We start from the raw sequence: 22,709 nt of genomic DNA on the forward strand, positions 1-22,709 counted from the left end.
GGGCCGGTGAGCGCCGCCCGCCTCACGCGGGTACGGGGTCCTCCGGGCCCGCCCCGGAGGACCCCGTACCGGTCCCCGCGGACGCGCCGGTCGTCGTCCGCGACCTGCACGTGCGCTTCGGCGCCGTCGAGGCGGTCGGCGGGATCAGCCTGACCGCCGCCGCCGGGCGGGCCACGGCCCTGCTGGGACGCAACGGGGCCGGCAAGTCCACCACGATGCGGGTGCTGGCCGGGGTCGTCCCGGCCACCTCCGGCGAGGTCCGCGTGGGTGGCCTCGACGTACGCCGCGAGCGGCTCGCCGTGCAGCGCCTGGTCGGCTACTGCCCCGACGTCGGCGGCCTCGTGCCGCGCGCGACGCCCTGGGAGCACCTGCAGCTGGCCGCCCGGCTGCGCCGGCTCGGCCCCGGCTGGGAGGACCGCGCCCGTGACCTGCTCGAGCGCTTCGAGCTCGGCGGCGTGGCCCACCGGGTGACGTCGGGCTTCTCCCACGGCATGGGCCGCCGGCTCTCGGTGGTGCTGGCCGCGGTGCACGAGCCGCCGGTGCTGCTGCTCGACGAGCCCTTCGACGGCGTCGACCCGATCGGGGTCGAGGCCACCTTCGACGTCGTCGCCGACGCGCGGGCCCGCGGTGCCTGCGTGCTGGTCTCCACCCACCTGCGCGAGCTGGCCGTCGAGGTCTGCACCGAGGTGGCGGTGTTGCGTGCCGGTGCGCAGGTGGCGACGCTGCCCGCGGCCCGGATGCTCGGGGAGGACGGCGCGCGTGAGTACCGCAGCCTCCTGGACTGACACGGCCCGCCGGGAGGCCCGCAGCTCGCTGGTCGACGTCGGCCACCTGGTCCGGTTCCGGGTCGGGACGCTGCCGCGCCGCACGCTGCGGGGGGGCCTCGTCGGGGTGCTGGCCCTCACCGCGGGCAGCGCGACGGTGCCCGCGTGGGTGCCCGGGGCCGGGGACCCCGACGGACGCGCGAGCGACCTGCTCCTGCTGCTCGGCACCGGCCTGACCTCCTTCCTGCTGCTGGGCGTGCTCGCCGCGGCCACGGGCGGCGGTGGGCGGGAGCTGATCGCGCGCGACCACGCCGCGGCGTACCCCGTCGGGCCCACGACCGACCACCTCGGCGCGCTGCTGCTGGCGCCGCTGACGATCGCCTGGCTGCTGCAGGCGTGGCTGCTCCTCGGGGCGACGGCCTACGCGCTCGGTCCCCGTCCGCTGCTGGTCTCCGCCCAGGTCGTGGTGGTCCTCTGGCTGCTGGCGGCGACCGCGGTGGCGCAGCTGGTCGGGTGGACCCTGGAGGCGCTGCGCCGCGGGCCGTACGGCGTCCCGCTGGTGCGCGGCCTGGGGCTGGCGGTCGTCCTCGCGGTCACCGGGCTGGTGGTCACGGACCGGCTGCTGCCCCTGCTGGACGCCTCGCCGACGACCGTCGTGGTGATCGGGCTGGCGTCGACGCCCGGGGTGCGCTGGGCGCTGACGGTCGCGGGCCTGCTGCTCGCCCTCCTGGTCGCCGTGGCGCTGGGCGCCGTGCCCGCCCACCTGGCCGCGCGGCGGCTGCCGGTCGACGAGGCCCGCGCCGAGACCGGGACCCACCGGGCGCGCCCGGCGCCGCGCAGCGACCTCGCCGCGCTGGTACGCCTGGACCGCGCCTCGGTCTGGCGCGCCGTGCCGACCCGGCGCGGGGTGCTCGTCCTGGCCGGCGGCCCGGGCCTGGTCGCGGTGCTGGGGGACCTCCCGTGGGAGTCGGTGACGGTCCTGCCCGGGCTGGTCGCCTCGGGGGCGGCGCTGCTCTTCGGTGTCAACGCGTGGTGCCTCGACGAGCGGGGCGCCCTGTGGCGCGAGAGCCTGCCCGTCGACCCGGGCACCGTCTTCACCGCCCGCGCCCTGGTGCTGGCCGAGCTGCTGCTGGTCGGCTCGCTGGCCACCGTCGCGCTGGCCGCGACCCGTGCCGGGGTGCCCACCCCCGGCGAGGCCGCCGCGGTCGTGGCGACGCTGGCCGTGGTGCTGGTGCAGGTGGTGGGCGCCTCGATGCGCTGGTCGGCCGCCCACCCTTACCCCGCCGACCTCCGCTCCGCGCGCGCCACCCCGGCCCCGCCGCTGGCGATGGTCGGCTACTCCGCCCGCCTCGCGCTCGCCACGACCCTCACCGGGGTGCTGTTCTCGCTGCTGGCCCGGCTGCCCGGCTGGCACGTCCCGCTGCTGGTCGCGGTGCCGATGCTCTGCTGGTCCGCAGCCCGGCTCGTGCGCCAGCACCGCGCGTGGGCCGACCCGCTGGTGCGGGCGCGGGTCGTGGGAGCGGTCGCGGGGTAGGGCGCCGGGCCCGCTAGCCTGCGCGGGTGACCCTGGTCCTGGTGGTGCGACACGGTCAGGCCTCCTTCGGCGCCGACGACTACGACGTCCTCTCGGACCTCGGGTGGGAGCAGGCGCGGGCGCTGGGCGCCCACCTCGCTGCCCAGGGCGTCCGCCCCGCGGCCGTCGTGCGCGGCACCCTGCGGCGCCAGCGCGAGACCGTCGAGGGGATGCTCGCCGGTCTAGCCGACGCGGGCGCGCCGGGGCCGGAGCTCGACGCGGTGCGGGTGGACGGCGGGTGGGACGAGTTCGACCACCTCGGCGTGGTCGCGGCGCACCCCGACCTGCCGCAGGGCGGCACGGCGTCCCTGGACCGCCGTGAGTTCCAGCGGGTCTTCGTCGAGGCCACCGGCCGGTGGGCGCTCGACGAGGCCGGCGAGGGCGACTACCCGGAGACGTTCGCCGACTTCGTCGCGCGGTCCCGCGGGGCGCTGGCCGACGCGGTGTCGCTCGGCGAGGAGGCCGGCGGGGTCGTGGTGGCGGTGACCTCCGGCGGCCCGGTCGGGGCGGTCGCGGCCGGGCTCGTCGACCCCGACGGCACGGACCGGCCGACGCTGGTACGCCTGTGGGAGCGGTTCAACACCGTCTGCGTGAACTCCTCGGTCACCCGCGTCCTGGTCGGTTCGACCGGCACCCGGATGCTCACCTTCAACGAGCACACCCACCTGGACCGCGCGCGGGTGTCGTACCGCTGAGCGACCCGGACCCGGACCCGGGCCCGGTCAGACCATCCGGCGCAGCAGCGGCTGCGGGGCGTGCCGAAGCACCAGCGACAGCGGGGCCCACGGCAGCGGCGGCACGCACGCCGAGGCGACCCGCTTCTCGATGGCGGCGACCATCGACCGGACGCCCTTCTCGGTCGACGACATGAGCGGGCTGGAGCTCGCCTCGACGTCGTTCATCTCGGAGACGATGTAGCCGGGGTAGAGCACGGTCAGGTCGATGCCAGGGACGCCGCGGCCGGCGCGGCCGTCGCCGAGCTCGGTGCGCAGGCCCTCGACCAGGTGGGCCACGAAGGCCTTCGAGGCGGCGTAGGTCGTCACGGTCCGCGGCAGCCCGCGCAGCGCGGCGATCGACGACACGACCACGAGGTGGCCGCGGCCGGCGGCGCGGAACAGCTCGACCGCCGACTCGACCTGGGCCAGCGCGCCCAGCACGTTGGTGGTGGCGGTCTCGCGGTTGGCCGCGTCCCCGCCGGTGCCGAGCGGGGCGCCCTTGCCGAGCCCGGCGTTGACCACGACCCGCTCGACGCCGCCGGTCGTCGTGAAGCGGTCGTCGAAGTCCCGGAAGCAGGCGCGGACGGCGTCGGGGTCGGTGACGTCGAGCGCCGCCACCTCGACCCGGCGGTCGGGGTGGGCGGCGGTGATCTCGGTCCGCAGCTCCTCGAGGCGGTCGGTGCGACGCGCGCACAGCGCGAGGTCGTGGCCGCGGGCGGCGAGCTGGCGCGCCATCTCGGCGCCGAGCCCGGAGGACGCGCCGGTGATGAGAGTCGTGGTCATCGCCGCAGTCTGCCGGGCCGCGGCGTCAGCCCTTCGGCTGGTCCAGCACGATGGTGCCGACGATCTTGTCGGCGAAGGTCTGCCGCTTCTTGTCCCACAGCGGCCAGAGGTAGCCGAGGTAGAAGAACCCGTCCAGGACGTGGCAGAGCTGGCGCACGAAGGTCATCCCGGCCCCCAGCGGCCGACCGGTCTCCTCCTTGAGCAGGATCGTGCCGAGGGCGCTCTTGCCGAGCGAGCGCCCGGTGCGACCCTGGCGGAAGACCACGTTCCAGATCCCGAAGACGATCGCGGCGAGGTAGAGCACGATCGCCAGGACCAGGAACGGTCCGCCGAAGCTCACGTCGGTCCCGAACGCGACCTCCTCGCCGTTGGCGTTGACGAAGGTCTGGGTCGCCGTCTCCTCGCGCGACATGACGAAGAAGACCGCGGCCAGGATGAAGAACGGGAGCATCACCAGCCCGTCGACGAGCGACGACCCGACCCGCTTGCCCCAGTGGGCGTACGGCGCGCCGTGACCGGCCGGGGTGTCGTACGGCCCGCCGCCGTACGGGTTGGGCTGCTGGCCGTACGGGCCCGGCTGCTGCCCGTACGGGCTGGCCGACTGGCCGTAGGGCTGCTGCGGCGGAGGCTGGGGGGCGTCGTAGGACATGTCGCGGACCGTAGTCGGCCGCGGCGTCGCTCCCGGCCGATCGCGAGGAACTGCTTGACACCGGTCTGGACATACCCGGTATACATCTCCTGTGCATACCGAGTAGGTCGGGTGCCGGAGAGGACGTGGTCGTCGTGTCGGTCAAGCAGGCGTTGCTCGCGCTGCTCCAGGAGCAGCCGATGTACGGCTACCAGCTGCGGGTGGAGTTCGAGCAGCGCACCGGGGCGACCTGGCCGCTCAACGTCGGGCAGGTCTACACGACGCTGACCCGGCTCGAGCGCGACGGCCTGGTCGAGGGCGCCGGCGAGGACGGCGAGGGGCACGTGGTCTACCGCCTGACGGACCAGGGCAGCGGCGAGGTCGCCGCCTGGTTCACCACGCCGGTGGAACGCACCCAGCCCCCGCGCGACGAGCTGGCGATCAAGCTCGCGCTGGCCGTCACCGTGCCCGGCGTCGACGTCGGCACGGTGGTGCAGCAGCAGCGTTCGGCGACGATGCGGGCCCTGCAGGACTACACGCGCCTCAAGCGGCAGGCCGGCGACGACCTGGCGTGGTCGCTCGTGGTCGACTCCCTGATCTTCGCCGCGGAGGCCGAGGTGCGCTGGCTCGACCACTGCGAGGCGCGGCTGCGCCGGGCCGCGATCGAGGGCCGGCACGCCGCCGCGTCGAGGACCGCCGACGCCGCCCGGCCCGGCAGCGACGCGGTGCGGCCGTGACGCCCGAGGTCGCCGCGCGGCTGCTGCGCGACGAGCGCCGCTGGCTGGCCGGCAGCCGGGAGCGGCTGCGCGCCGTACGCCCCCGTGGTCGTCGCGCCCGCCCGGCGCCCGCGCCCGCCCCGACCCCGACCGAGGAGACCCGATGACCGCCGTCCTGCAGCTGACCGACGTGACCCGCGTGCACGGGGAGGGCGCCACGGAGGTCCGCGCGCTGGTCGGCGTCTCCTTCACCGCCCACGCCGGCGAGCTCGTCGCCGTGATGGGTCCCTCGGGGTCGGGCAAGTCGACCCTGCTGACGCTGGCCGGCGGTCTCGACCAGGCCAGCTCCGGCCGCGTCGAGGTCGAGGGGGTCGACCTCGGCGCGGCCGGCCAGGCCGAGCGGGCCCGGCTGCGCAGGACCGCGATCGGCTACGTCTTCCAGGACTTCAACCTGATCCCGGCGCTGACCGCGGCCGAGAACGTCGCCCTGCCCCGCGAGCTCGACGGCGAGCGCCGTCGCTCGGCGCGCGCGGCGGCGCTGCGGGCGCTGGAGGAGGTGGGCGTCGCCGACCTCGCCGACCGGTTCCCCGACCAGATGTCGGGTGGCCAGCAGCAGCGGGTCGCGATCGCCCGCGCCGTGGTCGGCGAGCGCCGCCTGGTGCTGGCGGACGAGCCCACCGGGGCGCTGGACACCGAGACCGGCGAGGAGGTGCTGCGGCTGCTCCGCGAGCGCTGTGACGCCGGCGCCGCCGCGGTGATGGTGACCCACGAGGCCCGGCACGCCGCCTGGGCCGACCGGGTGGTCTTCCTGCGCGACGGCCGCGTCGTCGACGACACCGGCGCCACCCCGGTCGACGCGCTGCTCGAGCCGAGCGCCCGGTGAGCCGGGGCCGGGTGGGCGGCTGGGTCACCGGGTGGCGGGTCCCGCTGCGGATCGCGCGCCGGGACGCCCGCCGCGCGCGGGGGCGTACGGCCCTGGCCCTGACCCTGCTGGCGCTGCCCGTGCTCGCGGTCACCACCGCGGACACGCTCTACGCCACGAGCTCGGTGACCGGTGCGGAGTCGCTGGAGCGGCGGCTCGGCGCGGCCGAGGCCCGGATCGACCTGCACGGGACCGGGCAGGCGTTCCAGACCGCCGACCCGGACGAGGCGTCGCAGTGGTCCGGCGGGGGCGCGCCCGACCGCGCCGCGGTCGCCGCCGTCCTCGGCCTGGAGGACCTGGACGCGCAGAGCGTCCCGCTGCGCGAGGGATCGGTGCGGTTCGAGACCGACCGCGGCCGGGACGACGCGCAGGTGCTGGTGACCGACCTGGGGGACCCGCTGACCGACGGCCTGGTGCGGCTGACCGAGGGCCGGCTGCCGACCTCGACCGACGAGGTGGTGGTCAACGCCCGGGTCGACGCCCGTGGCCCGGGCGTGGGGGAGGACCTGGTCCTGGCGTCGGGTGACGCGCTGCGCATCGTCGGCGAGGCCGAGTCCGCCGCGATCGTCGGCCGACCCTTCGCGGCCGCCCTGCCCGGCGCCGCGCTGGAGCCCCGGGGTGCGTCCTCCCTCCTGGTCGGCGGCGACCCGGTCTCCTGGGCCCAGGTCCGCGAGCTCAACGACCTCGCGGCGACCGTGGTCTCGAGGGCCGTCCTGGTCGACCCGCCGCCCGACAGCGCGCTCGCGCCCGAGGTGCGCACGGGGATGGGGCTCGTCGACGACGCCGCGATCACCGCCGCGGTCCTGATCGCGGTGATGGTGCTGATCGAGGTGGTGCTGCTGGCCGGACCGGCCTTCGCCGTCGGTGCCCGTCGCCAGGCGCGGACCCTGGCGCTCGTCTCCGCGGCCGGCGGTTCGCCGCGGGACTCCCGCCGGGTCGTGCTGGGTTCCGGGGTCGTGCTCGGTGTCGGAGGGTCGGTGATCGGCGTGCTGGTCGGGCTCGCGGCCGCGTGGGCGCTGCGCCCCGTGCTCCAGGGCTACTCGACCAGCCGGCTCGGCCCGTACGACGTCGAGCCGCTGCACCTGGCGGCCGTGATGGTGTTCGGGCTGGTCAGCGCGTTGCTCGCGGCCGCCGTGCCGGCCTGGCTGGCCTCGCGCCAGGACGTCGTGGCGGTGCTGGCCGGCCGGCGCGGGGACGCCACGCCGTCGCGACGCTCGCCGGTGGTGGGCCTGGTGCTGGTGGCGCTGGGCGCCGGCCTCGCGACGTACGGCGCCCGCGCCGACCAGGGTGGCGAGAACGCGATCGCGGTGGCCGCCATCGTCTGCGTCCTCGGGATGCTGCTGCTGGTCCCGGTCGTGGTCGGCGCGGTCGCCCGGGCCTCCCGCGGGCTGCCGCTCGCGCTGCGCTTCGCGGCCCGGGACGCCGCGCGCCACCGGACCCGCACCGTGCCGGCGGTGGCGGCCGTGGCCGCCACCGTGGCCGGCGTGGTGGCGCTGGGCATCGCGACCAGCAGCGACGAGGCGCAGTCGGCGGCGGGCTACGTCGCGGCGCTGCCCGTCGGCGACGCGGCCGTCTCGCTCGGCTACGGCCCCGAGGGCCGGGCCGCCGACGCAGCAGAGGTCCGCGCCACGCTGCTGTCGGCGCTGCCTGCCGAGGCGGCCGGCCGGGTGGAGGAGGTCCGGGGCGTGGTGGCCGACGGCTTCCTCGAGCTGCGGGCGCCCGGTGCGGGCATCCTGCTGTCGTCGACCAACGGCGTCCTCGCCGGCGACCTGCTGGTCAGCGAGGCCGGCCTGCCGTCCTACCTGCGCGGGGTGGAGGACCTCTCGACGGAGCAGCAGGCGCAGGTCGACGAGGTGCTGGCCGCCGGTGGCGTGGTCGCCCTGAGCGACACCGGTGCCGCCGACGTCGACGAGGTGCGGGTCGTGGACTACCCGGCCCGGCGCGGCGACGCCGAGCGCACCACGCTGCCGGCCGTCGCCGTCCCGGTGACGGCGGGCGAGGCGAACGTCCACGGCGTGATCTCGCCGGCGGGGGCGCGGGCGGCCGGGCTGGAGCCGGCCACCACGGCGCTGGTGGTCCGCGGCGGCCTCTCCGCCGAGGAGGCGCAGGACGCCAAGGAGGCCGTCGCCGGGCTGCCCGGTCCGGCGAGCCTCTACGTCGAGCGCGGCTACCAGCCGCCCGAGGAGGTGCGGATCCTCCAGCTGGTGCTCGGCGGGCTCGGGGCCGTGCTGATGCTCGGCGGCACCCTCACCGCGACCTTCCTGGCGCTCTCGGACGCCCGCCCGGACCTGGCCACCCTCGGCGCCGTGGGCGCGGCACCGCGGACACGTCGCGCGGTGGCGGCGGCGTACGCCCTGGTGGTCGGCGCGGTGGGCTCGGTGCTCGGGGCCCTGGTGGGGCTGGTGCCGGGGATCGCCGTCACCTACCCGCTGACCCGGCCGATCGACTACGGGTTCGGCACGACGGGGCCGGCGCACTACCTCGACGTGCCGTGGGTGCTGCTCGGGGTCGTCGTGGTGGGCCTGCCGCTGCTGAGCGCCCTCGTGGTGGCGGTGGCGTCGCGCTCGCGGCTGCCGCTGGTGGCCCGGCTGGAGTGATCGTCACCTGCTGTTCGCCCGGGTGTCGGCGGGGTCGGGCAGGGTGGGGGCCATGACGCGTACCTCTCGGGCGCTCGGCGCCTCCCTGCTGACCGCGGCGCTCGGCGTCGCCCCGCTCCTCGCCGTGCCGGCCGCCTCCGGTGAGCCCGGCCCCGCTCCTGCTGCGGCGGCCGGCGGGCGCGAGGGGAGGGCGCCGGAGGTCCGGTTCGCGACTTTCAACGCCTCGCTCAACCGCGCGACGGAGGGCGAGCTGGTCGCCGACCTGTCCACGCCGGACGACACCCAGGCCGCCGCCGTCGCCGAGGTCGTGCAGCGGGTCCGCCCCGACGTGCTGCTGGTCAACGAGTTCGACTACGACGACGCCGGCGAGGCCGCCGACCTGTTCCGGGAGAACTACCTCGAGGTCCGCCAGGGTCCGGCCGGCGACCGCTCGCGCGCGATCCGCTACCCCTACGCCTTCACCGCCCCGTCCAACACCGGCGTGGCCAGCGGCTTCGACCTCGACAACAACGGGTCCGTCGGGGGTGGCAACGACGCCTTCGGCTTCGGTGAGTTCGAGGGCCAGTACGGCATGCTCGTGCTCAGCCGCTACCCGATCGCGCAGCGGCAGGTCCGGACCTTCCAGGACGTCCTGTGGAAGGACGTCCCCGGCGCACGGCTGCCCGACGACCCGGCCACCGAGGCGCCCGCGGACTGGTTCACGCCCGAGGAGCTCGACGTCGCCCGGCTCTCCAGCAAGTCGCACTGGGACGTCCCGGTCCGCGTCGGCGGCAAGACCGTGCACTACCTCGTCTCCCACCCGACGCCGCCGACCTTCGACGGCGCCGAGGACCGCAACGGGCTGCGCAACGCCGACGAGATCCGCTTCTGGGCCGACTACGTGCGCCCCGGCCGCCGCGGCGACTGGATGGTCGACGACCAGGGCCGCGAGGGTGGCCTCGCCGGCGGGACCGACTTCGTGATCGCCGGCGACCAGAACAGCGACCCGAACGACGGCGACTCCGTGCCGGGCGCGATCCAGCAGCTGCTCGACCACCGCCGGATCACCGACCCGATGCCGCGCTCGGCGGGTGCGCGCGAGGCAAGTCGGCTGCAGGGCGGTGCGAACCTCGCGCACGAGTCCGACCCCCGCTACGACACCGCGGACTTCAACGACGACCCTGCGCCGGGCAACCTCCGCGCCGACTACGTCCTGCCGCGCCAGGGCATGAAGGTGACCGGGTCCGGGGTGTTCTGGCCCCGTCAGGCCGACCCGCTGTCGCGGCTGACGGGCACCTTCCCGTTCCCGACGTCCGACCACCGCTCGGTGTGGGTGGACCTGCGGCCCTGAGGTCCGTGGGTCTGCCCGTCGGGCTGCCCGTCGGGCTGCCGGTCAGGCCGTCAGGAGGAGCCGGGCTGAGAGGGCTGCGGCGCCGAGCGTGACGAGCACGAGCACCGCGACCCAGACAGGGGCCGGCACGTGGGTGAGCCGGGCCAGCACGTCGGCGTCCGAGGTGCGCGCCCGCTCGCGGCGGCGGTCGCGGCCCAGCTCGACGGCCGCGCGCACCGCTCCCAGGAGCAGGAACCACGTGCCGACGTGCGCCGCAGCGGACTGCCACCGCGGCTCGGCCCACCACGACACGGCGGCGACCAGGGTGAGGGAGACGCCGACGGCGAGCAGCCCGTACGCGTTGCGCACCCACAGCAGCAGGCCCGCGAGCAGGAGCACTGCCAGCCACAGGACCGCGAGCGCCCGCCCGTCCGCCAGCAGCACCGCGGCGCCCAGGCCGAGCAGCGCCGGTCCCGGGTAGCCCGCGAAGGCGGTCGCCACCATCCCCGGGCCCCGTGGTCGTCCGTGCGACAGCGTGAGGCCGGAGGAGTCCCGGTGCAGCCGGACGCCGTTCAGCCGGCGTCCCGACAGCACGGCGACCGCGGCGTGCGCGCCCTCGTGCGCCACGGTGACCGCGACCCGGGTGCGTCGCCAGGTCGAGGGCAGGCCGACGACGGCGAGCGCGACGAGGGCGCACAGCCACCGGACGGCCTGCGTCGGCGGGGCCTGGGTCCCCACCACCCCACCCCAGATCTCGCCCACGACCTCCACACCACGACCGTACGGCCGAGGTGACGCTCGCAACCGGCCGAGGTGACGCTCGCGGACAGCCGAGATGACGCTTGCGGCGCCTCGAGATGACGATTTCGGACAGGGCGGTGCCCCGTCGGTCGAGGGCGCGCACTCGCGGTGGTGGTCTCGTGACGCTCGCTGGCGCTCGCTCCTCGACCTCCGGGGTTCTGGTCTCGTGACGCTCGCTTCGCTCGCTCCTCGACCACCGGGGGCGCTGCGCTCGCTCCTCGACCTCCGGGGTTCTGGTCTCGTGACGCTCGCGGACAGCCGAGATGACGCTTGCGGCGCCTCGAGATGACGATTTCGGACAGGGCGGTGCCCCGGTGGTCGAGGGCGCGCACAGTCGCGGTGGTGGTCTCGTGACGCTCGCTTCGCTCGCTCCTCGACCACCGGGGGCGCTGCGCTCGCTCCTCGACCTCCGGGGTTCTGGTCTCGTGACGCTCGCTTCGCTCGCTCCTCGACCTCCGTGGTTGCGCTCGCTCTTCGACCACCGTGGTCCGCAGACCTCCCGGCACAAACTTCCCAACAGTCTTGACTGTTTGTTCCCACTCGCGCCACACTCCACCCGTGAGCAGCACCGCCCCCGCCCGCGTCCCCCAGGAGGAGCGGACCCGCGTCATGCGGGCCCGGCTGCTGGAGGCGACGGTTGAGTGCCTGGTCGAGCGCGGCTTCGCCGGCACGTCCACGACCCTGGTCTCCCAGCGCGCCGGAGTCAGCCGCGGCGCGCAGCTGCATCACTTCCCGACCAAGGACGCGCTGGTCGTCGCGGCCGTCGAGCACCTCTCGGAGGTACGTTGCCGCGAGCTGGTCGCCGCTGCGGCGGCCCTGCCCACGGGGGAGCGGCGTACCCGCGCGGTCCTCGGGATGCTGGCCGACCACTTCACCTCCCCGGTCTTCACCGCCGCCCTCGAGCTGTGGGTGGCGGCGCGGACCGACCCCGGCCTGCTCGGCGCCGTCGCCCCGCTCGAGCAGCGGGTCGGGCGCGAGACGCACCGGCTCACGGTCGAGCTGCTCGGCGCCGACGAGCTCGCGCCGGGCGTACGCGAGCTGGTGCAGGCCACGCTCGACCTGGTGCGCGGGCTCGGGCTGGCCGACACGATCACCGACGACGCCCGTCGCCGGTCGCGGATCCTCGACGAGTGGGCGGGCGTCCTGGACGCCGCGCTGAAGGAGCGTGCGCCGTGAGCACCGACGACCTGCTGGGCGGCCTGCTGGCCGACCTCGCCGCCGAGACCGACGCGCTGCGGGCGGTCGTCTCCGACCTCGGCAGCGGTACGCCCGGCGCCGGCTGGGCCACGCCCACCCCGGCCCCCGGCTGGACCGTCGCCCACCAGGTCGCCCACCTGGCCTGGACCGACCGGGCCGCCACCCTGGCGGCCACCGACAAGGACGCCTGGGACGCGCTCGTGCTCGGCGCGCTGGAGGACCCCGACGGGTTCGTCGACCGTGGCGCCGAGGAGCTCGCCGCGCTGCCGACCCCCGACCTGCTCGCCACGTGGGGCCACGGCCGCGAGCAGCTGGTCGCCGCGCTCCGCGACCTCCCCGCCGGCCACAAGATGCCGTGGTTCGGTCCCCCGATGTCGGCGGCGTCGATGGCGACCGCCCGCTTCATGGAGACGTGGGCGCACGCCCTCGACGTCCGCGAGGGCCTCGGGGTCGCGGTCGAGCCCACCGACCGGGTGCGTCATGTCTGCCACCTCGGCGTCCGCACCCGCGACTTCGCCTACGCCACCCACGGGCTGACCCCGCCGCCCGATTTGTTCCACGTGGAACTGACCTCTCCGTCCGGCGAGCGGTGGACGTGGGGCCCGGAGGACGCGACCGAGCAGGTGCGCGGCTCGGCCTGGGACCTCGCCCGCCTGGTGACCCAGCGGGTCCACCGCGACGACACCGACCTCGTCGCCACCGGGGACGAGGCCGACCGGTGGCTGGGCATCGCCCAGTGCTTCGCCGGCCCCCCGGGCGCCGGGCGGGTGAGCACCCGTGGCTGACCCGCTGCCCCCCGCTCCGACCGACGTCCTGCGCGTCGGCAACTGCTCCGGCTTCTACGGCGACCGGCTCTCGGCGATGCGCGAGATGCTCGAGGGCCGCACCACCGGCCCCGACGGCACCGCCCGCCCGCTCGACGTCCTCACCGGCGACTACCTGGCCGAGCTGACCATGCTGATCCTCGGCCGCGACGCGATGCGCGACCCCTCCCTCGGCTACGCACGCACCTTCGTGCGCCAGCTCGAGGACACCCTCGGCCTGGCCCTGGAGCAGGGCACCCGGATCGTGGTGAACGCCGGCGGCCTCAACCCCGCCGGCCTCGCCGAGCAGGTCCGCGAGGTCGCCCGCGGGCTCGGCCTCGACCCCGCCGTGGCCCACGTCGAGGGTGACGACCTGCGCGACCGGGCCGACCAGCTCGGGCACGCCGGCGCCCTGACGGCCAACGCCTACCTCGGCGGCTTCGGCATCGCCCGGGCGCTCGACGCGGGCGCGGACGTCGTGGTCACCGGCCGGGTCACCGACGCCTCCCTGGTCGTCGGCGCCGCGGCCTCGCACTTCGGGTGGACGCCCGCCGACCACGACGCCCTGGCCGGCGCGGTCGTCGCCGGCCACGTCCTCGAGTGCGGCACCCAGGCCACCGGCGGCAACTTCTCGGGGTTCACCCGGCTGCCGCGCCGCCATCTCCCGCTCGGCTTCCCGCTCGCCGAGATCGAGGCTGACGGGTCCTGCGCGGTCACCAAGCACGACGGCACCGGCGGCGCCGTCACCCTCGACACCGTCACCGCGCAGCTGGTCTACGAGATCCAGTCGACGCGCTACCTCGGCCCCGACGTCACCACCGAGCTCGACACGGTCCGGCTCGAGCAGGTCGGCGAGGACCGCGTCCGTGTCTACGGTACGCGTGGCCAGGCGCCGCCGGCGACCCTGAAGGTCTGCGTCAACGAGCTCGGCGGCTTCCGCAACTCCTTCGAGCTCGTCCTGACCGGGCTCGACCTCGACGCCAAGCAGGCGTGGGTCCACGAGCAGCTCGACCACCGCCTCACCGCCGCCAGCGTCACCTGGACCCGCGGCATCACCCCCCGCGCCGACGCCGAGCGCCAGGAGGACGCCGCCTGCGTCCTGCGCTGCACCGCCCTCGACCCCGAGGCCGACCCCGTGGGCAAGGCGTTCACCGGCCCCGTCGTCGAGCTGGCGCTGGCGTCGTACCCCGGCTTCACCCTCACCGCGCCCCCGGCGCGGCCCACGCCGTACGGCGTCTACCGCCCGGCGTACGTCGACCGCGCCGCCGTCACCCACACCGTCGTCCTGCCCGACGGCACCCGTGAGGTCGTGCCCGACCCGACCGACCTGGCGCCGCCCGAGCCGCCAGAAAAGCCGGACGACCACGGACGCCGGGCCTCGCCGTACCCCGCCCCCGCCGACCGCCTCACCCGCCGCCAGCCGCTGGGCACGTTCGTCCACGCCCGCTCCGGCGACAAGGGCGGCGACGCGAACGTCGGCTTCTGGGTCGCCCACGACGTCCCCGGCGACGCCGAGAAGCGCGACGACCGCGTCGCCTGGCTGTTCAAGGTGCTCAGCCCCAAGAAGATCCGCGAGCTCGTCCCCGAGGCGGTCGACCTCGACGTGGACGTCTACCTGCTGCCGCTGCTCGGCGCCGTCAACGTGGTGGTCCACGGGCTGCTCGGCGAGGGCGTGGCCGCCTCGACCCGTACCGACCCCCAGGCCAAGGCGCTCGGCGAGTGGCTGCGCAGCCGGATGGTCCAGATCGAGGAGCGACTGCTGTGAGCACACCCGCACCCGCACGATCCGAGGTCCACGAGCTCGGCGCCGCCTTCGTCCGGCGCGAGGTCGTGCCCCACCTGGACGCCTGGGAGGAGGCCGGCGAGGTGCCGCGCGCGCTGCACCGCACGGCGGCGGAGCAGGGCCTGCTCGGCCTCGGCTTCCCCGAGAGCGTGGGTGGTCAGGGCGGCACCCTGCTGGACACCGTCGACCTGCAGGAGGGGATGCTCTCGGCCGGCGCGTCCAGCGGTCTGCTCGCGGCGCTGCTGACCTCCGGCATCGCCCTGCCGCACCTCGTCGCCGCAGGGTCCCCCGACCTCGTCGACGCGTTCGTACGACCCACGCTGGCCGGGGAGCTGATCGGGTCGCTGGCGATCACCGAGCCCGGCGGCGGCTCCGACGTGGCGCGGCTGCGGACCACGGCGCGCCTCGAGACCGACGATCAGGGTCGCCCGGCCTACGTCGTCCACGGCGGCAAGACCTTCATCACCTCCGGCGCCCGCGCCGACTTCGTCACCACGGCGGTCCGTACCGGCGGTCCCGGTCACGCCGGCATCTCCCTGCTGGTCGTCGAGGCCGGCACGCCGGGCTTCACCGTCGACCGCAGCCTGCGCAAGATGGGCTGGCACTGCTCCGACACCGCCGAGCTCGGCTACGCCGGGGTACGCGTGCCCGCGACCCACCTGGTCGGCCGCGAGGGTGACGGGTTCGCCCTGATCGCCGGCGCGTTCGTCTCCGAGCGGGTCGCGCTGGCCGTCCACGCCTACGGCATCGCCGCCCGCTCCCTGGCGCTGGCCGCGGCGTACTGCCGCGAGCGCGAGACCTTCGGGAGGCCACTCGTGGCCAACCAGGTCGTGCGCCACCAGCTGGTCGAGATGCACCGCCAGGTGGAGGTCGCCCGCAGCTACACCCGCGAGGTCGCCCGCCGCCACGACGCCGGCGAGAACGTCGTCGCCGAGGCCTGCCTGGCCAAGCAGACCGCCTGCGAGGCCGCCACCTTCGTCTGCGACCGGGCGGTCCAGCTGCACGGCGGCGCCGGCTACCTGCACGGCGCCGAGGTGGAGCGGCACTACCGCGACGCCCGGATCCTGCCGATCGGCGGCGGTGCGACCGAGGTGCTGACCGACCTGGCCGCGAAGCTGCTGGGGTACGCCTCGTGAGCGCCGAGCCGGGTCTCGAGACGCTCGCTGGCGCTCGCTCCTCGACCACCGGGGCCCAGGCCAACCGGGAGGCGATGGAGGCCAAGCTGGCCGACCTCGCCGTCGAGCAGGCCAAGGCGGTGGCCGGGGGCGGGGAGAAGTACGTCGCGCGCCACCACGCCCGCGGCAAGCTGATGCCCCGCGAGCGGATCGAGCTGCTCGTCGACGAGGGCTCGGCGTTCCTCGAGCTGTCCCCGCTGGCCGGGTGGGGCTCCGACTTCACCGTCGGCGCCAGCATCGTCACCGGGATCGGGGTCGTCGAGGGCGTCGAGTGCGTCATCACCGCCAACGACCCGTCGGTCAAGGGCGGCGCCAGCAACCCGTGGACGGTCAAGAAGGCCTTCCGCGCCCACCAGGTCGCGGAGGAGAACGGGCTGCCGACCATCGCCCTGGTCGAGTCGGGCGGCGCCGACCTGCCCACGCAGAAGGAGATCTTCATCCCGGGCGGCAAGACCTTCCGCGACCTCACCCGCAGCTCGGCGCAGAAGCTCCCCACCATCGCGCTCGTCTTCGGCAACTCCACCGCCGGTGGCGCCTACATCCCCGGGATGAGCGACTACACCGTGATGGTCAAGGAGCAGGCCAAGGTCTTCCTCGGCGGCCCGCCGCTGGTGAAGATGGCCACCGGCGAGGAGTCCGACGACGAGTCGCTCGGCGGTGCCGAGATGCACGCACGCACCTCCGGCCTGGCCGACTACCTCGCCGCCGACGAGCACGACGCGATCCGGATCGGGCGCCGGATCGTGGCCCGGCTGAACTGGCGGAAGCCGGGCCCGACGGCGGTCGGTCTCGTGACAGGCGCTGCGCGCCTTCCTCGACCACCGTCGTACGCCGGTCCCGACGCCGACCCCGAGGAGCTGCTCGACCTCGTCCCGGCCGACCTGAAGGAGCCGTTCGACCCCCGGGACGTCATCGCCCGCGTCTGCGACGGCGTGAGCGCGACGAACGGGGTGGCCTTCGACGAGTTCAAGCCCCTCTACGGCACCTCGCTGGTCACCGGCTGGGCCCGCATCCACGGCCACCCGGTCGGCATCCTGGCCAACGCCCAGGGCGTGCTGTTCAGCGAGGAGGCGCAGAAGGCGACGCAGTTCGTACAGCTGGCCAACCAGACCGACACGCCCCTGCTGTTCCTGCACAACACCACCGGCTACATGGTCGGCAAGGAGTACGAGCAGGGCGGCATCATCAAGCACGGCGCGATGATGATCAACGCCATCTCGAACTCCTCCGTGCCCCACCTGACGGTGATCCTGGGCGCCTCCTACGGCGCCGGCAACTACGGCATGAACGGGCGGGCCTACGACCCCCGGTTCCTGTTCACCTGGCCCAGCGCGAAGTCGGCCGTGATGGGCCCCGCCCAGCTCGCCGGCGTCCTGTCGATCGTGGCCCGCGGCTCGGCCGAGGCCAAGGGGCAGGTCTACGACGAGGAGGGCGACGCCGGGATGCGCGCCTACGTCGAGCAGATGGTCGAGGAGGCCTCCCTGCCCTACGCGCTGTCCGGGATGCTCTACGACGACGGCGTCATCGACCCCCGCGACACCCGCACCGTGCTCGGCATCTGCCTGTCCGTGATCGAGAACAAGACCTGGTCCGGCGCCGCCGGCTACGGCGTCTTCAGGATGTAGGGGACCGTGATGATCCGCAGACTTCTCGTGGCCAACCGCGCCGAGATCGCCTCCCGCGTCTTCCGCACCTGCCGCGCGCTCGGCATCGAGACCGTCGCCGTCCACAGCGACGCCGACGCCGGGCTGCCGTACGTCGCCGAGGCCGACTTCGCGGTACGCCTGCCCGGCTCGACGCCGGCGGAGACCTACCTCGACGCCGCGCTGCTGGTGGAGGTCGCCGGACACCACCGCGTGGACGCGATCCACCCCGGCTACGGCTTCCTGTCCGAGAACGCCGACTTCGCGCGCGCCGTCGAGGCCGCCGGCCTGACCTGGGTCGGACCGACGCCTGCGTCGATCGAGGCGATGGGTTCCAAGATCGGGGCGAAGCAGCTGATGCGCGACGCCGGCGTCCCGACGCTGGAGGCGCCGGCGGACCCCACTGCCGCCGACCTGCCGCTGCTGGTCAAGGCCTCCGCCGGCGGCGGCGGGCGAGGGATGCGGGTCGTCCGCGACCTCGCCGACCTCGAGCGGGAGGTCGCGGCCGCCGAGGCCGAGGCGCTCAGCGCCTTCGGCGACGGCACCGTCTTCGTCGAGCCGTACGTCGAGCTCGGCCGCCACGTCGAGGTCCAGGTCGTCGGCGACGGCCGCGGCGGCGTGCTGGTGCTCGGCGAGCGGGACTGCTCGGTCCAGCGCCGCCACCAGAAGGTGGTCGAGGAGTCACCCGCCCCTGACCTGCCGGCCGCCACCCGGACCGCCCTGCACGACGCCGCCCGCGCGGCGGCGGCGGCGATCGACTACCGCGGCGCGGGGACGGTCGAGCTTCTCTACGACCAGGCGGCCGACCGGTTCTTCTTCCTCGAGATGAACACCCGGCTCCAGGTCGAGCACCCGGTCACCGAGCTGGTGCACGGGGTGGACCTGGTGGCGATGCAGCTCGAGGTGGCCGAGGGTGCGGGTGGTCTCGTGCCCTTCGAGACGCCTCGTCCCTCGGCTCCTCAGGAACCAACGCTCGCTGGCGCTCGCTCCTCGACCGGCGGGGTCGGGCACGCGATCGAGGTGCGCCTCTACGCCGAGGACCCGGCCGAGGACTACCAGCCCCAGAGCGGGCGGCTCACCGCCTTCGAGATCCCCGTCGAGGCCGGTGTCCGGGTCGACGCGGGGTACGCCGCCGGCGACACCGTCTCCACCTTCTACGACGCGATGCTGGCCAAGGTCGTGGTGCACGCCCCGACCCGCACCCAGGCCGCCCGCCGGCTCGCCGGGGTGCTGCGCCGGTCCCGCATCCACGGCGTCCGCACCAACCGCGACCAGCTGGTCGCGGTGCTGACCTCGGCCGACTTCCTCGCCGGGAGGCTGACCACCCGCTTCCTCGACGACCACCCGGAGCTCGCGCGACCGTCCGTCCGCGGCGCCGACGCCGCGATGCTGGCCGCCACCGCGGCCCGGGTCGCCGACCTCGACGCGCGGCGGACGGTCCAGGCCGGGATCCCCACCGGGTGGCGCAACGTGGTCGCCGCGCCCCACGTGGCGCGCTGGGACCGCGGGTTCCCCGACCCCGACGAGACCCCGTGGCTGGCCGGCGACCCGTACCCGGTCTTCCCGCAGGCCGACTTCCAGGTCACCGGGATCGCCCGCACCGAGGCCCCCGGCTCCGCATCCAGCACCCGGGTCGACTACGTCTGGGAGGGCGTCCACACCCACGCCGACGTCACCTTCGACGACGCCGTGCCGGTCGGCCGCCGCCCGGTCGACGTCGACGGCGCCGGCTGGCACCGCCGGCTGCACGAGGTCCCGCGCTTCGTCGACCCCGCCGACGCGGTGGCCAGCGGGTCGCTGCTGGCGCCGATGCCGGGCAGCGTCGTCTCGGTCCTCGTCACCCACGGCGCGCAGGTCACCGCCGGTCAGCCCGTGCTGGTCCTCGAGGCGATGAAGATGCAGCACACCGTGACCGCGCCGCACGACGGCACGGTCGTCCAGGTCGACGTCACGCCCGGCACGCAGGTCGCGGCCGGGGAGGTCCTAGCAGTGGTGGAGGAAGCATGAGCAACGCATACACCGAGTCCGAGGAGCGCCAGGAGCTCCGCAAGGCCGTCGCCCGGCTGGCGGGCACGTACGGCCGCGAGTACTTCACCGAGAAGGCCCGCAACGGCGGCAAGACCACCGACCTCTGGCTCGACATCGCCAAGAACGGCTACCTCGGCATCAACGTCCCCGAGGAGTACGGCGGGGGCGGCGGCGGCATCGGCGACGTCGCGGCCGTCTGCGAGGAGCTGGCCGCGCAGGGCTGCCCGCTGCTGCTGATGGTCGTCAGCCCGGCCATCTGCGGCACGATCATCGTCCGCTACGGCACCGAGGCGCAGAAGCAGCGCTGGCTGCCCGGCATCTGCGACGGCACCGGCACGATGGCCTTCGCGATCACCGAGCCCGACGCCGGCACCAACACCCACAACATCACCACGAACGCCCGCCGCGACGGCGACACCTGGGTGCTGAACGGGCGCAAGATCTGGATCTCCGGCGTCGACGAGGCCGAGAACGTGCTGGTCGTCGCGCGCGCCCACGACGCCCGCACCGGGAAGGTCAAGCCGGTCCTCTTCGTCGTGCCGACCGACGCCGACGGCTTCGAGGCCACCGTCATCCCGATGGAGATCGTCAGCCCCGAGAAGCAGTTCCAGGTGTTCCTCGACGACGTGCGGCTGCCCGCCGACGCGGTCGTCGGCGACGAGAACGGGGGGCTCGTGCAGCTCTTCGCCGGGCTCAACCCGGAGCGGATCATGGCCGCGGCGTTCTCCCTGGGCCTCGCGCGGTACGCGCTGGGGAAGGCGACGGCGTACGCGAAGGAGCGCACCGTGTTCCAGACCCCGATCGGCGCCCACCAGGCGATCGCCCACCCGCTCGCCGAGAGCCACATCGAGATCGAGATGGCGCGGCTGATGAACGCCAAGGCGGCCGCGCTGCTGGACTCCGGCGACGAGACCGGGGCGGGGGAGGCGGCCAACATCGCCAAGTACGCCGCCGCCGAGGCGGCCGTGCACGCCGTCGACCGCGCGGTGCAGACGCACGGCGGCAACGGGATCAGCCAGGAGTACGGCATGGCCGGCCTGCTGGTCGCCGCCCGGGCCGGGCGGATCGCGCCGGTCTCGCGGGAGATGATCCTGAACTACGTGGCGATGCACAGCCTGGGGCTGCCCAAGTCGTACTGACGCCGGGGTCGCGTCGAGGCAGGTCAGGGGGCTCGGGGCGGATACCGTACGGGCGTGTCCGACGTCGTGAGCAGGGCCGACCGCTTCCAGCGGCGGCACCGCGTCGTCGGCGTCCCGATCGGGATCCTCTACAAGTTCTTCGACGACCAGGGCAACTACCTGGCCGCGATCCTGACCTACTACGCCTTCATCGCGATCTTCCCGCTGCTGCTGCTGGCCTCGACGATCCTCGGCTTCCTGCTGCAGGGCAACCCCGAGCTGCAGCAGCAGGTGCTGACGTCGGCGCTGGCCAACTTCCCGATCATCGGCGACGAGCTCGGCCGTCCGGAGCGGCTGCAGGGCTCGGCGCTCGGCGTCACGGTCGGCATCCTGGCGGCGACGTACGGCGCGCTCGGCCTCGGCCAGGCGATCCAGAACGCGATGAACATCGCGTGGTCGGTGCCGCGCAACAGCCGGCCCAACCCGTTCCTGCTGCGGCTGAAGAGCCTGGCGCTGATCACCACCTCCGGGGTGGCGGTGCTGGGCGTCACGACGGTCTCGGTGCTCGGCTCGAGCACCGACGTGCTCGGCGCCGACCTGGCCGGGATCGTGCGGCTCGGCATCTCGCTGGTGACCACCGTCGCCGTCGGCCTCGGGCTCACGGTCCTCTTCCGGCTGGCCGCCTCGCGCCGCCACGGCTTCGGCCGCTCCGCGCCGGGTGCCTTCGTCACGGCGGTGCTGTGGCAGGGCCTGCAGTACGTCGGGACGATCTACGCCCAGCGGGTCGTCGCGGAGACCACCGGCGTCAACGCCACCTTCGGGCTGGTCCTCGGGCTCGTCGGGATCATCTACATCGCCTCGCTGATGGGCGTCCTCGGCATCGAGGTCAACGTGGTGCTTGCTCGCCGGCTTTGGCCGCGGGCGCTGCTGACGCCGTTCACCGACGCCGTCGACCTCACCGACGCCGACCGCCGGGCCTACGCCGCGTACGCGCAGATGCAGCGTCACAAGGGCTTCGAGACGGTCACCATCCGCTTCGACCAGCGCAACGGCGACACCCACGAGTTCGTCCCCGACCCGGACTCCCCCAAGGACCAGGTGGAGACCGGGTCGATGCCGGTGGTCACGCCGAGGATGCAGGAGGAGGCGCGGGCGCGTCGGGAGTAGCAGCCCCACGCGCCCCGTACGCCACGTCGCGGCCCGGGGCTCAGCCCCGCGAGGCCGACTTCTTCACGCCCGGCGGGAGCGGGAAGAACAGCGGGACGCGGGCGGCGTAGTCGTCCCATCCCTCGCGCTGGCTCATCTTCTTCTCCAGCAGCTTGGCGCCGGTGACGTTGCGGATGAAGAACGTCATCGCGACCGGGGCGACCACCGTGGCCAGGCCGACGGCCCAGCCCGACGCGAGGCCGGCGGCGAGCCACAGGCCCCACCAGACGGTGGCGTCGCCGAAGTAGTTCGGGTGCCGGGTCCAGCCCCACAGGCCGCGGTCCATGACCGTGGGCCGGGTCTCCTTCGGCTCCGCCTTGTACGCGGTGAGCTGCCGGTCGCCGATGGTCTCGAAGGCCAGGCCGACGGCCCACACCAGCGCACCGAGGACCAGGACCGGCCAGTACGCCAGGTCGGTGACGGCGCCGACCATGACCGGGAGCGAGACGACCCACATCGCCGTGCCCTGGACCACGAAGACCCGCTTGACCGCCGTGGCGAGGCCGACCTCGGCCAGGGAGCCGCCGAGCATCTCGGCGTAGCGCGGGTCCTCCTCGCCGGCGTGCTCGCCGTTGAAGCGGGAGCGCACGTGCCAGGCCAGCCGGCCGCCCCACAGGGCCACGAGGACGAGGACGAACCACCGCTGGAACGTCGCGTCCCCACCGTCGGGTCCGAGCAGCTGGCCGACCACCGCGGAGACCAGGGCCACCACGACGAACCCGGAGCCCCAGGCCACGTCGACGACCGCGACCACGCCGAGCTGCTGGCCGCGGATCGCGGTGAGGGCCATCACCGCGACCACGGTGGCGGCGCCGAGGGCGAGGACGAAGACGATCAGGGGGAAGGTGCTCACGCCCAGAACGTAGCCGGGCGTCCCGCGGTGCCCCTCGCCCGTTCGCGCAGGACGCTGCCACACGTTCGTGTGGTGATCCGGGCCCGCCAGCCAC

Annotated in this window: 20 protein-coding genes; 16 read left to right on the top strand and 4 right to left on the bottom strand. The window is 74.9% G+C overall.

The window, feature by feature from the left end:
- Positions 1–110: 110 nt before the first annotated feature.
- Genes GV155_RS00770 through GV155_RS00780 form a run of 3 tightly spaced genes read left to right on the top strand, consistent with a single transcriptional unit; the run spans position 111 to position 3,032 of the window.
- Complete coding sequence (locus tag GV155_RS00770) at positions 111–785, top strand: ABC transporter ATP-binding protein (protein WP_236553781.1); 675 nt, start codon at positions 111–113, stop codon at positions 783–785.
- The gene (locus GV155_RS00775) at positions 760–2,298 is read left to right on the top strand and encodes a hypothetical protein (RefSeq protein ID WP_160004369.1); all 1,539 of its coding nucleotides are present in this window, start codon (positions 760–762) and stop codon (positions 2,296–2,298) included. The genes GV155_RS00770 and GV155_RS00775 overlap by 26 nt, the downstream gene beginning before the upstream one ends.
- 26 nt (positions 2,299–2,324) lie before the next feature.
- On the top strand, positions 2,325–3,032 hold the full coding sequence (locus tag GV155_RS00780; protein ID WP_160004371.1) for a histidine phosphatase family protein: 708 nt from the start codon (positions 2,325–2,327) through the stop codon (positions 3,030–3,032).
- 27 nt (positions 3,033–3,059) lie between these two features.
- On the opposite strand, the gene GV155_RS00785 is transcribed toward GV155_RS00780, so the two are convergent.
- Together GV155_RS00785 and GV155_RS00790 are read right to left on the bottom strand one after the other, a co-directional pair.
- Positions 3,060–3,836, bottom strand: a complete 777-nt coding sequence (locus tag GV155_RS00785) for an SDR family oxidoreductase (protein ID WP_160004373.1) — start codon at positions 3,834–3,836, stop codon at positions 3,060–3,062.
- Between the two features lie 25 nt (positions 3,837–3,861).
- On the bottom strand, positions 3,862–4,485 hold the full coding sequence (locus GV155_RS00790; protein ID WP_160004375.1) for an RDD family protein: 624 nt from the start codon (positions 4,483–4,485) through the stop codon (positions 3,862–3,864).
- A 134-nt stretch (positions 4,486–4,619) separates the two neighbouring features.
- On the opposite strand from GV155_RS00790, the gene GV155_RS00795 reads away from it, so the two are divergent.
- The 5 genes from GV155_RS00795 to GV155_RS00815 are packed head-to-tail and all read left to right on the top strand — an operon-like array spanning position 4,620 to position 10,029.
- A complete protein-coding gene (locus GV155_RS00795; RefSeq protein WP_160004377.1) occupies positions 4,620–5,201 on the top strand; it encodes a PadR family transcriptional regulator in 582 nt (193 codons plus the stop codon).
- Positions 5,198–5,347 carry a hypothetical protein gene (locus tag GV155_RS00800; RefSeq protein ID WP_160004379.1) on the top strand — a complete coding sequence of 50 codons (150 nt, stop codon included), beginning with the start codon at positions 5,198–5,200 and terminating at the stop codon, positions 5,345–5,347. Before GV155_RS00795 ends, GV155_RS00800 begins: the two co-directional genes overlap by 4 nt.
- Positions 5,344–6,063: an ABC transporter ATP-binding protein gene (locus tag GV155_RS00805; RefSeq protein ID WP_160004381.1), complete on the top strand. Its 720-nt coding sequence runs from the start codon at positions 5,344–5,346 to the stop codon at positions 6,061–6,063. Before GV155_RS00800 ends, GV155_RS00805 begins: the two co-directional genes overlap by 4 nt.
- A complete protein-coding gene (locus GV155_RS00810; RefSeq protein WP_160004383.1) occupies positions 6,060–8,699 on the top strand; it encodes an FtsX-like permease family protein in 2,640 nt (879 codons plus the stop codon). The genes GV155_RS00805 and GV155_RS00810 overlap by 4 nt, the downstream gene beginning before the upstream one ends.
- A gap of 52 nt (positions 8,700–8,751) precedes the next feature.
- Positions 8,752–10,029 carry an endonuclease/exonuclease/phosphatase family protein gene (locus tag GV155_RS00815; protein WP_160004385.1) on the top strand — a complete coding sequence of 426 codons (1,278 nt, stop codon included), beginning with the start codon at positions 8,752–8,754 and terminating at the stop codon, positions 10,027–10,029.
- 42 nt (positions 10,030–10,071) lie between these two features.
- Here GV155_RS00815 and GV155_RS00820 read toward each other — a convergent pair whose 3' ends face one another.
- The gene (locus tag GV155_RS00820; protein ID WP_160004387.1) at positions 10,072–10,779 is read right to left on the bottom strand and encodes a M50 family metallopeptidase; all 708 of its coding nucleotides are present in this window, start codon (positions 10,777–10,779) and stop codon (positions 10,072–10,074) included.
- A 588-nt stretch (positions 10,780–11,367) separates the two neighbouring features.
- Here GV155_RS00820 and GV155_RS00825 point away from each other — a divergent pair.
- The 8 genes from GV155_RS00825 to GV155_RS00860 are packed head-to-tail and all read left to right on the top strand — an operon-like array spanning position 11,368 to position 21,723.
- A complete protein-coding gene (locus GV155_RS00825) occupies positions 11,368–11,985 on the top strand; it encodes a TetR/AcrR family transcriptional regulator (RefSeq protein ID WP_328820777.1) in 618 nt (205 codons plus the stop codon).
- Entirely contained in the window at positions 11,982–12,791 is an 810-nt protein-coding gene (locus tag GV155_RS00830; protein ID WP_236553783.1) for a TIGR03084 family metal-binding protein, read from the top strand. Before GV155_RS00825 ends, GV155_RS00830 begins: the two co-directional genes overlap by 4 nt.
- Positions 12,784–14,574 carry an acyclic terpene utilization AtuA family protein gene (locus GV155_RS00835; RefSeq protein WP_236553785.1) on the top strand — a complete coding sequence of 597 codons (1,791 nt, stop codon included), beginning with the start codon at positions 12,784–12,786 and terminating at the stop codon, positions 14,572–14,574. The genes GV155_RS00830 and GV155_RS00835 overlap by 8 nt, the downstream gene beginning before the upstream one ends.
- Positions 14,571–15,728, top strand: a complete 1,158-nt coding sequence (locus tag GV155_RS00840) for an acyl-CoA dehydrogenase family protein (RefSeq protein WP_160004389.1) — start codon at positions 14,571–14,573, stop codon at positions 15,726–15,728. Before GV155_RS00835 ends, GV155_RS00840 begins: the two co-directional genes overlap by 4 nt.
- A complete protein-coding gene (locus GV155_RS00845) occupies positions 15,725–17,392 on the top strand; it encodes an acyl-CoA carboxylase subunit beta (protein ID WP_442938792.1) in 1,668 nt (555 codons plus the stop codon). Before GV155_RS00840 ends, GV155_RS00845 begins: the two co-directional genes overlap by 4 nt.
- Positions 17,393–17,401: 9 nt before the next feature.
- The gene (locus GV155_RS00850) at positions 17,402–19,417 is read left to right on the top strand and encodes an ATP-binding protein (RefSeq protein ID WP_160004391.1); all 2,016 of its coding nucleotides are present in this window, start codon (positions 17,402–17,404) and stop codon (positions 19,415–19,417) included.
- Positions 19,414–20,577 (top strand): acyl-CoA dehydrogenase family protein, encoded by a 1,164-nt coding sequence (locus tag GV155_RS00855; RefSeq protein ID WP_160004393.1) that lies wholly within the window; start codon positions 19,414–19,416, stop codon positions 20,575–20,577. Before GV155_RS00850 ends, GV155_RS00855 begins: the two co-directional genes overlap by 4 nt.
- 54 nt (positions 20,578–20,631) lie before the next feature.
- Positions 20,632–21,723 carry a YihY/virulence factor BrkB family protein gene (locus GV155_RS00860; protein ID WP_236553787.1) on the top strand — a complete coding sequence of 364 codons (1,092 nt, stop codon included), beginning with the start codon at positions 20,632–20,634 and terminating at the stop codon, positions 21,721–21,723.
- 40 nt (positions 21,724–21,763) lie between these two features.
- Here the strand turns inward: GV155_RS00860 and GV155_RS00865 are convergent, their stop codons facing one another.
- A complete protein-coding gene (locus tag GV155_RS00865) occupies positions 21,764–22,615 on the bottom strand; it encodes a DUF1295 domain-containing protein (RefSeq protein ID WP_236553789.1) in 852 nt (283 codons plus the stop codon).
- Positions 22,616–22,709: the final 94 nt, after the last annotated feature.

It is taken from the genome of Nocardioides sp. AX2bis (assembly GCF_902506435.1).
Classification (GTDB): Bacteria; Actinomycetota; Actinomycetes; order Propionibacteriales; family Nocardioidaceae; genus Nocardioides.

Coding starts and splice junctions, on each gene's coding strand:
- GV155_RS00815 (WP_160004385.1), top strand. CDS start 8,752: ATGACGCGTACCTCTCGGGCGCTCGGCGCCTCCCTGCTGACCGCGGCG.
- GV155_RS00785 (WP_160004373.1), bottom strand. CDS start 3,836: ATGACCACGACTCTCATCACCGGCGCGTCCTCCGGGCTCGGCGCCGAG.
- GV155_RS00855 (WP_160004393.1), top strand. CDS start 19,414: ATGAGCAACGCATACACCGAGTCCGAGGAGCGCCAGGAGCTCCGCAAG.
- GV155_RS00790 (WP_160004375.1), bottom strand. CDS start 4,485: ATGTCCTACGACGCCCCCCAGCCTCCGCCGCAGCAGCCCTACGGCCAG.
- GV155_RS00805 (WP_160004381.1), top strand. CDS start 5,344: ATGACCGCCGTCCTGCAGCTGACCGACGTGACCCGCGTGCACGGGGAG.
- GV155_RS00850 (WP_160004391.1), top strand. CDS start 17,402: ATGATCCGCAGACTTCTCGTGGCCAACCGCGCCGAGATCGCCTCCCGC.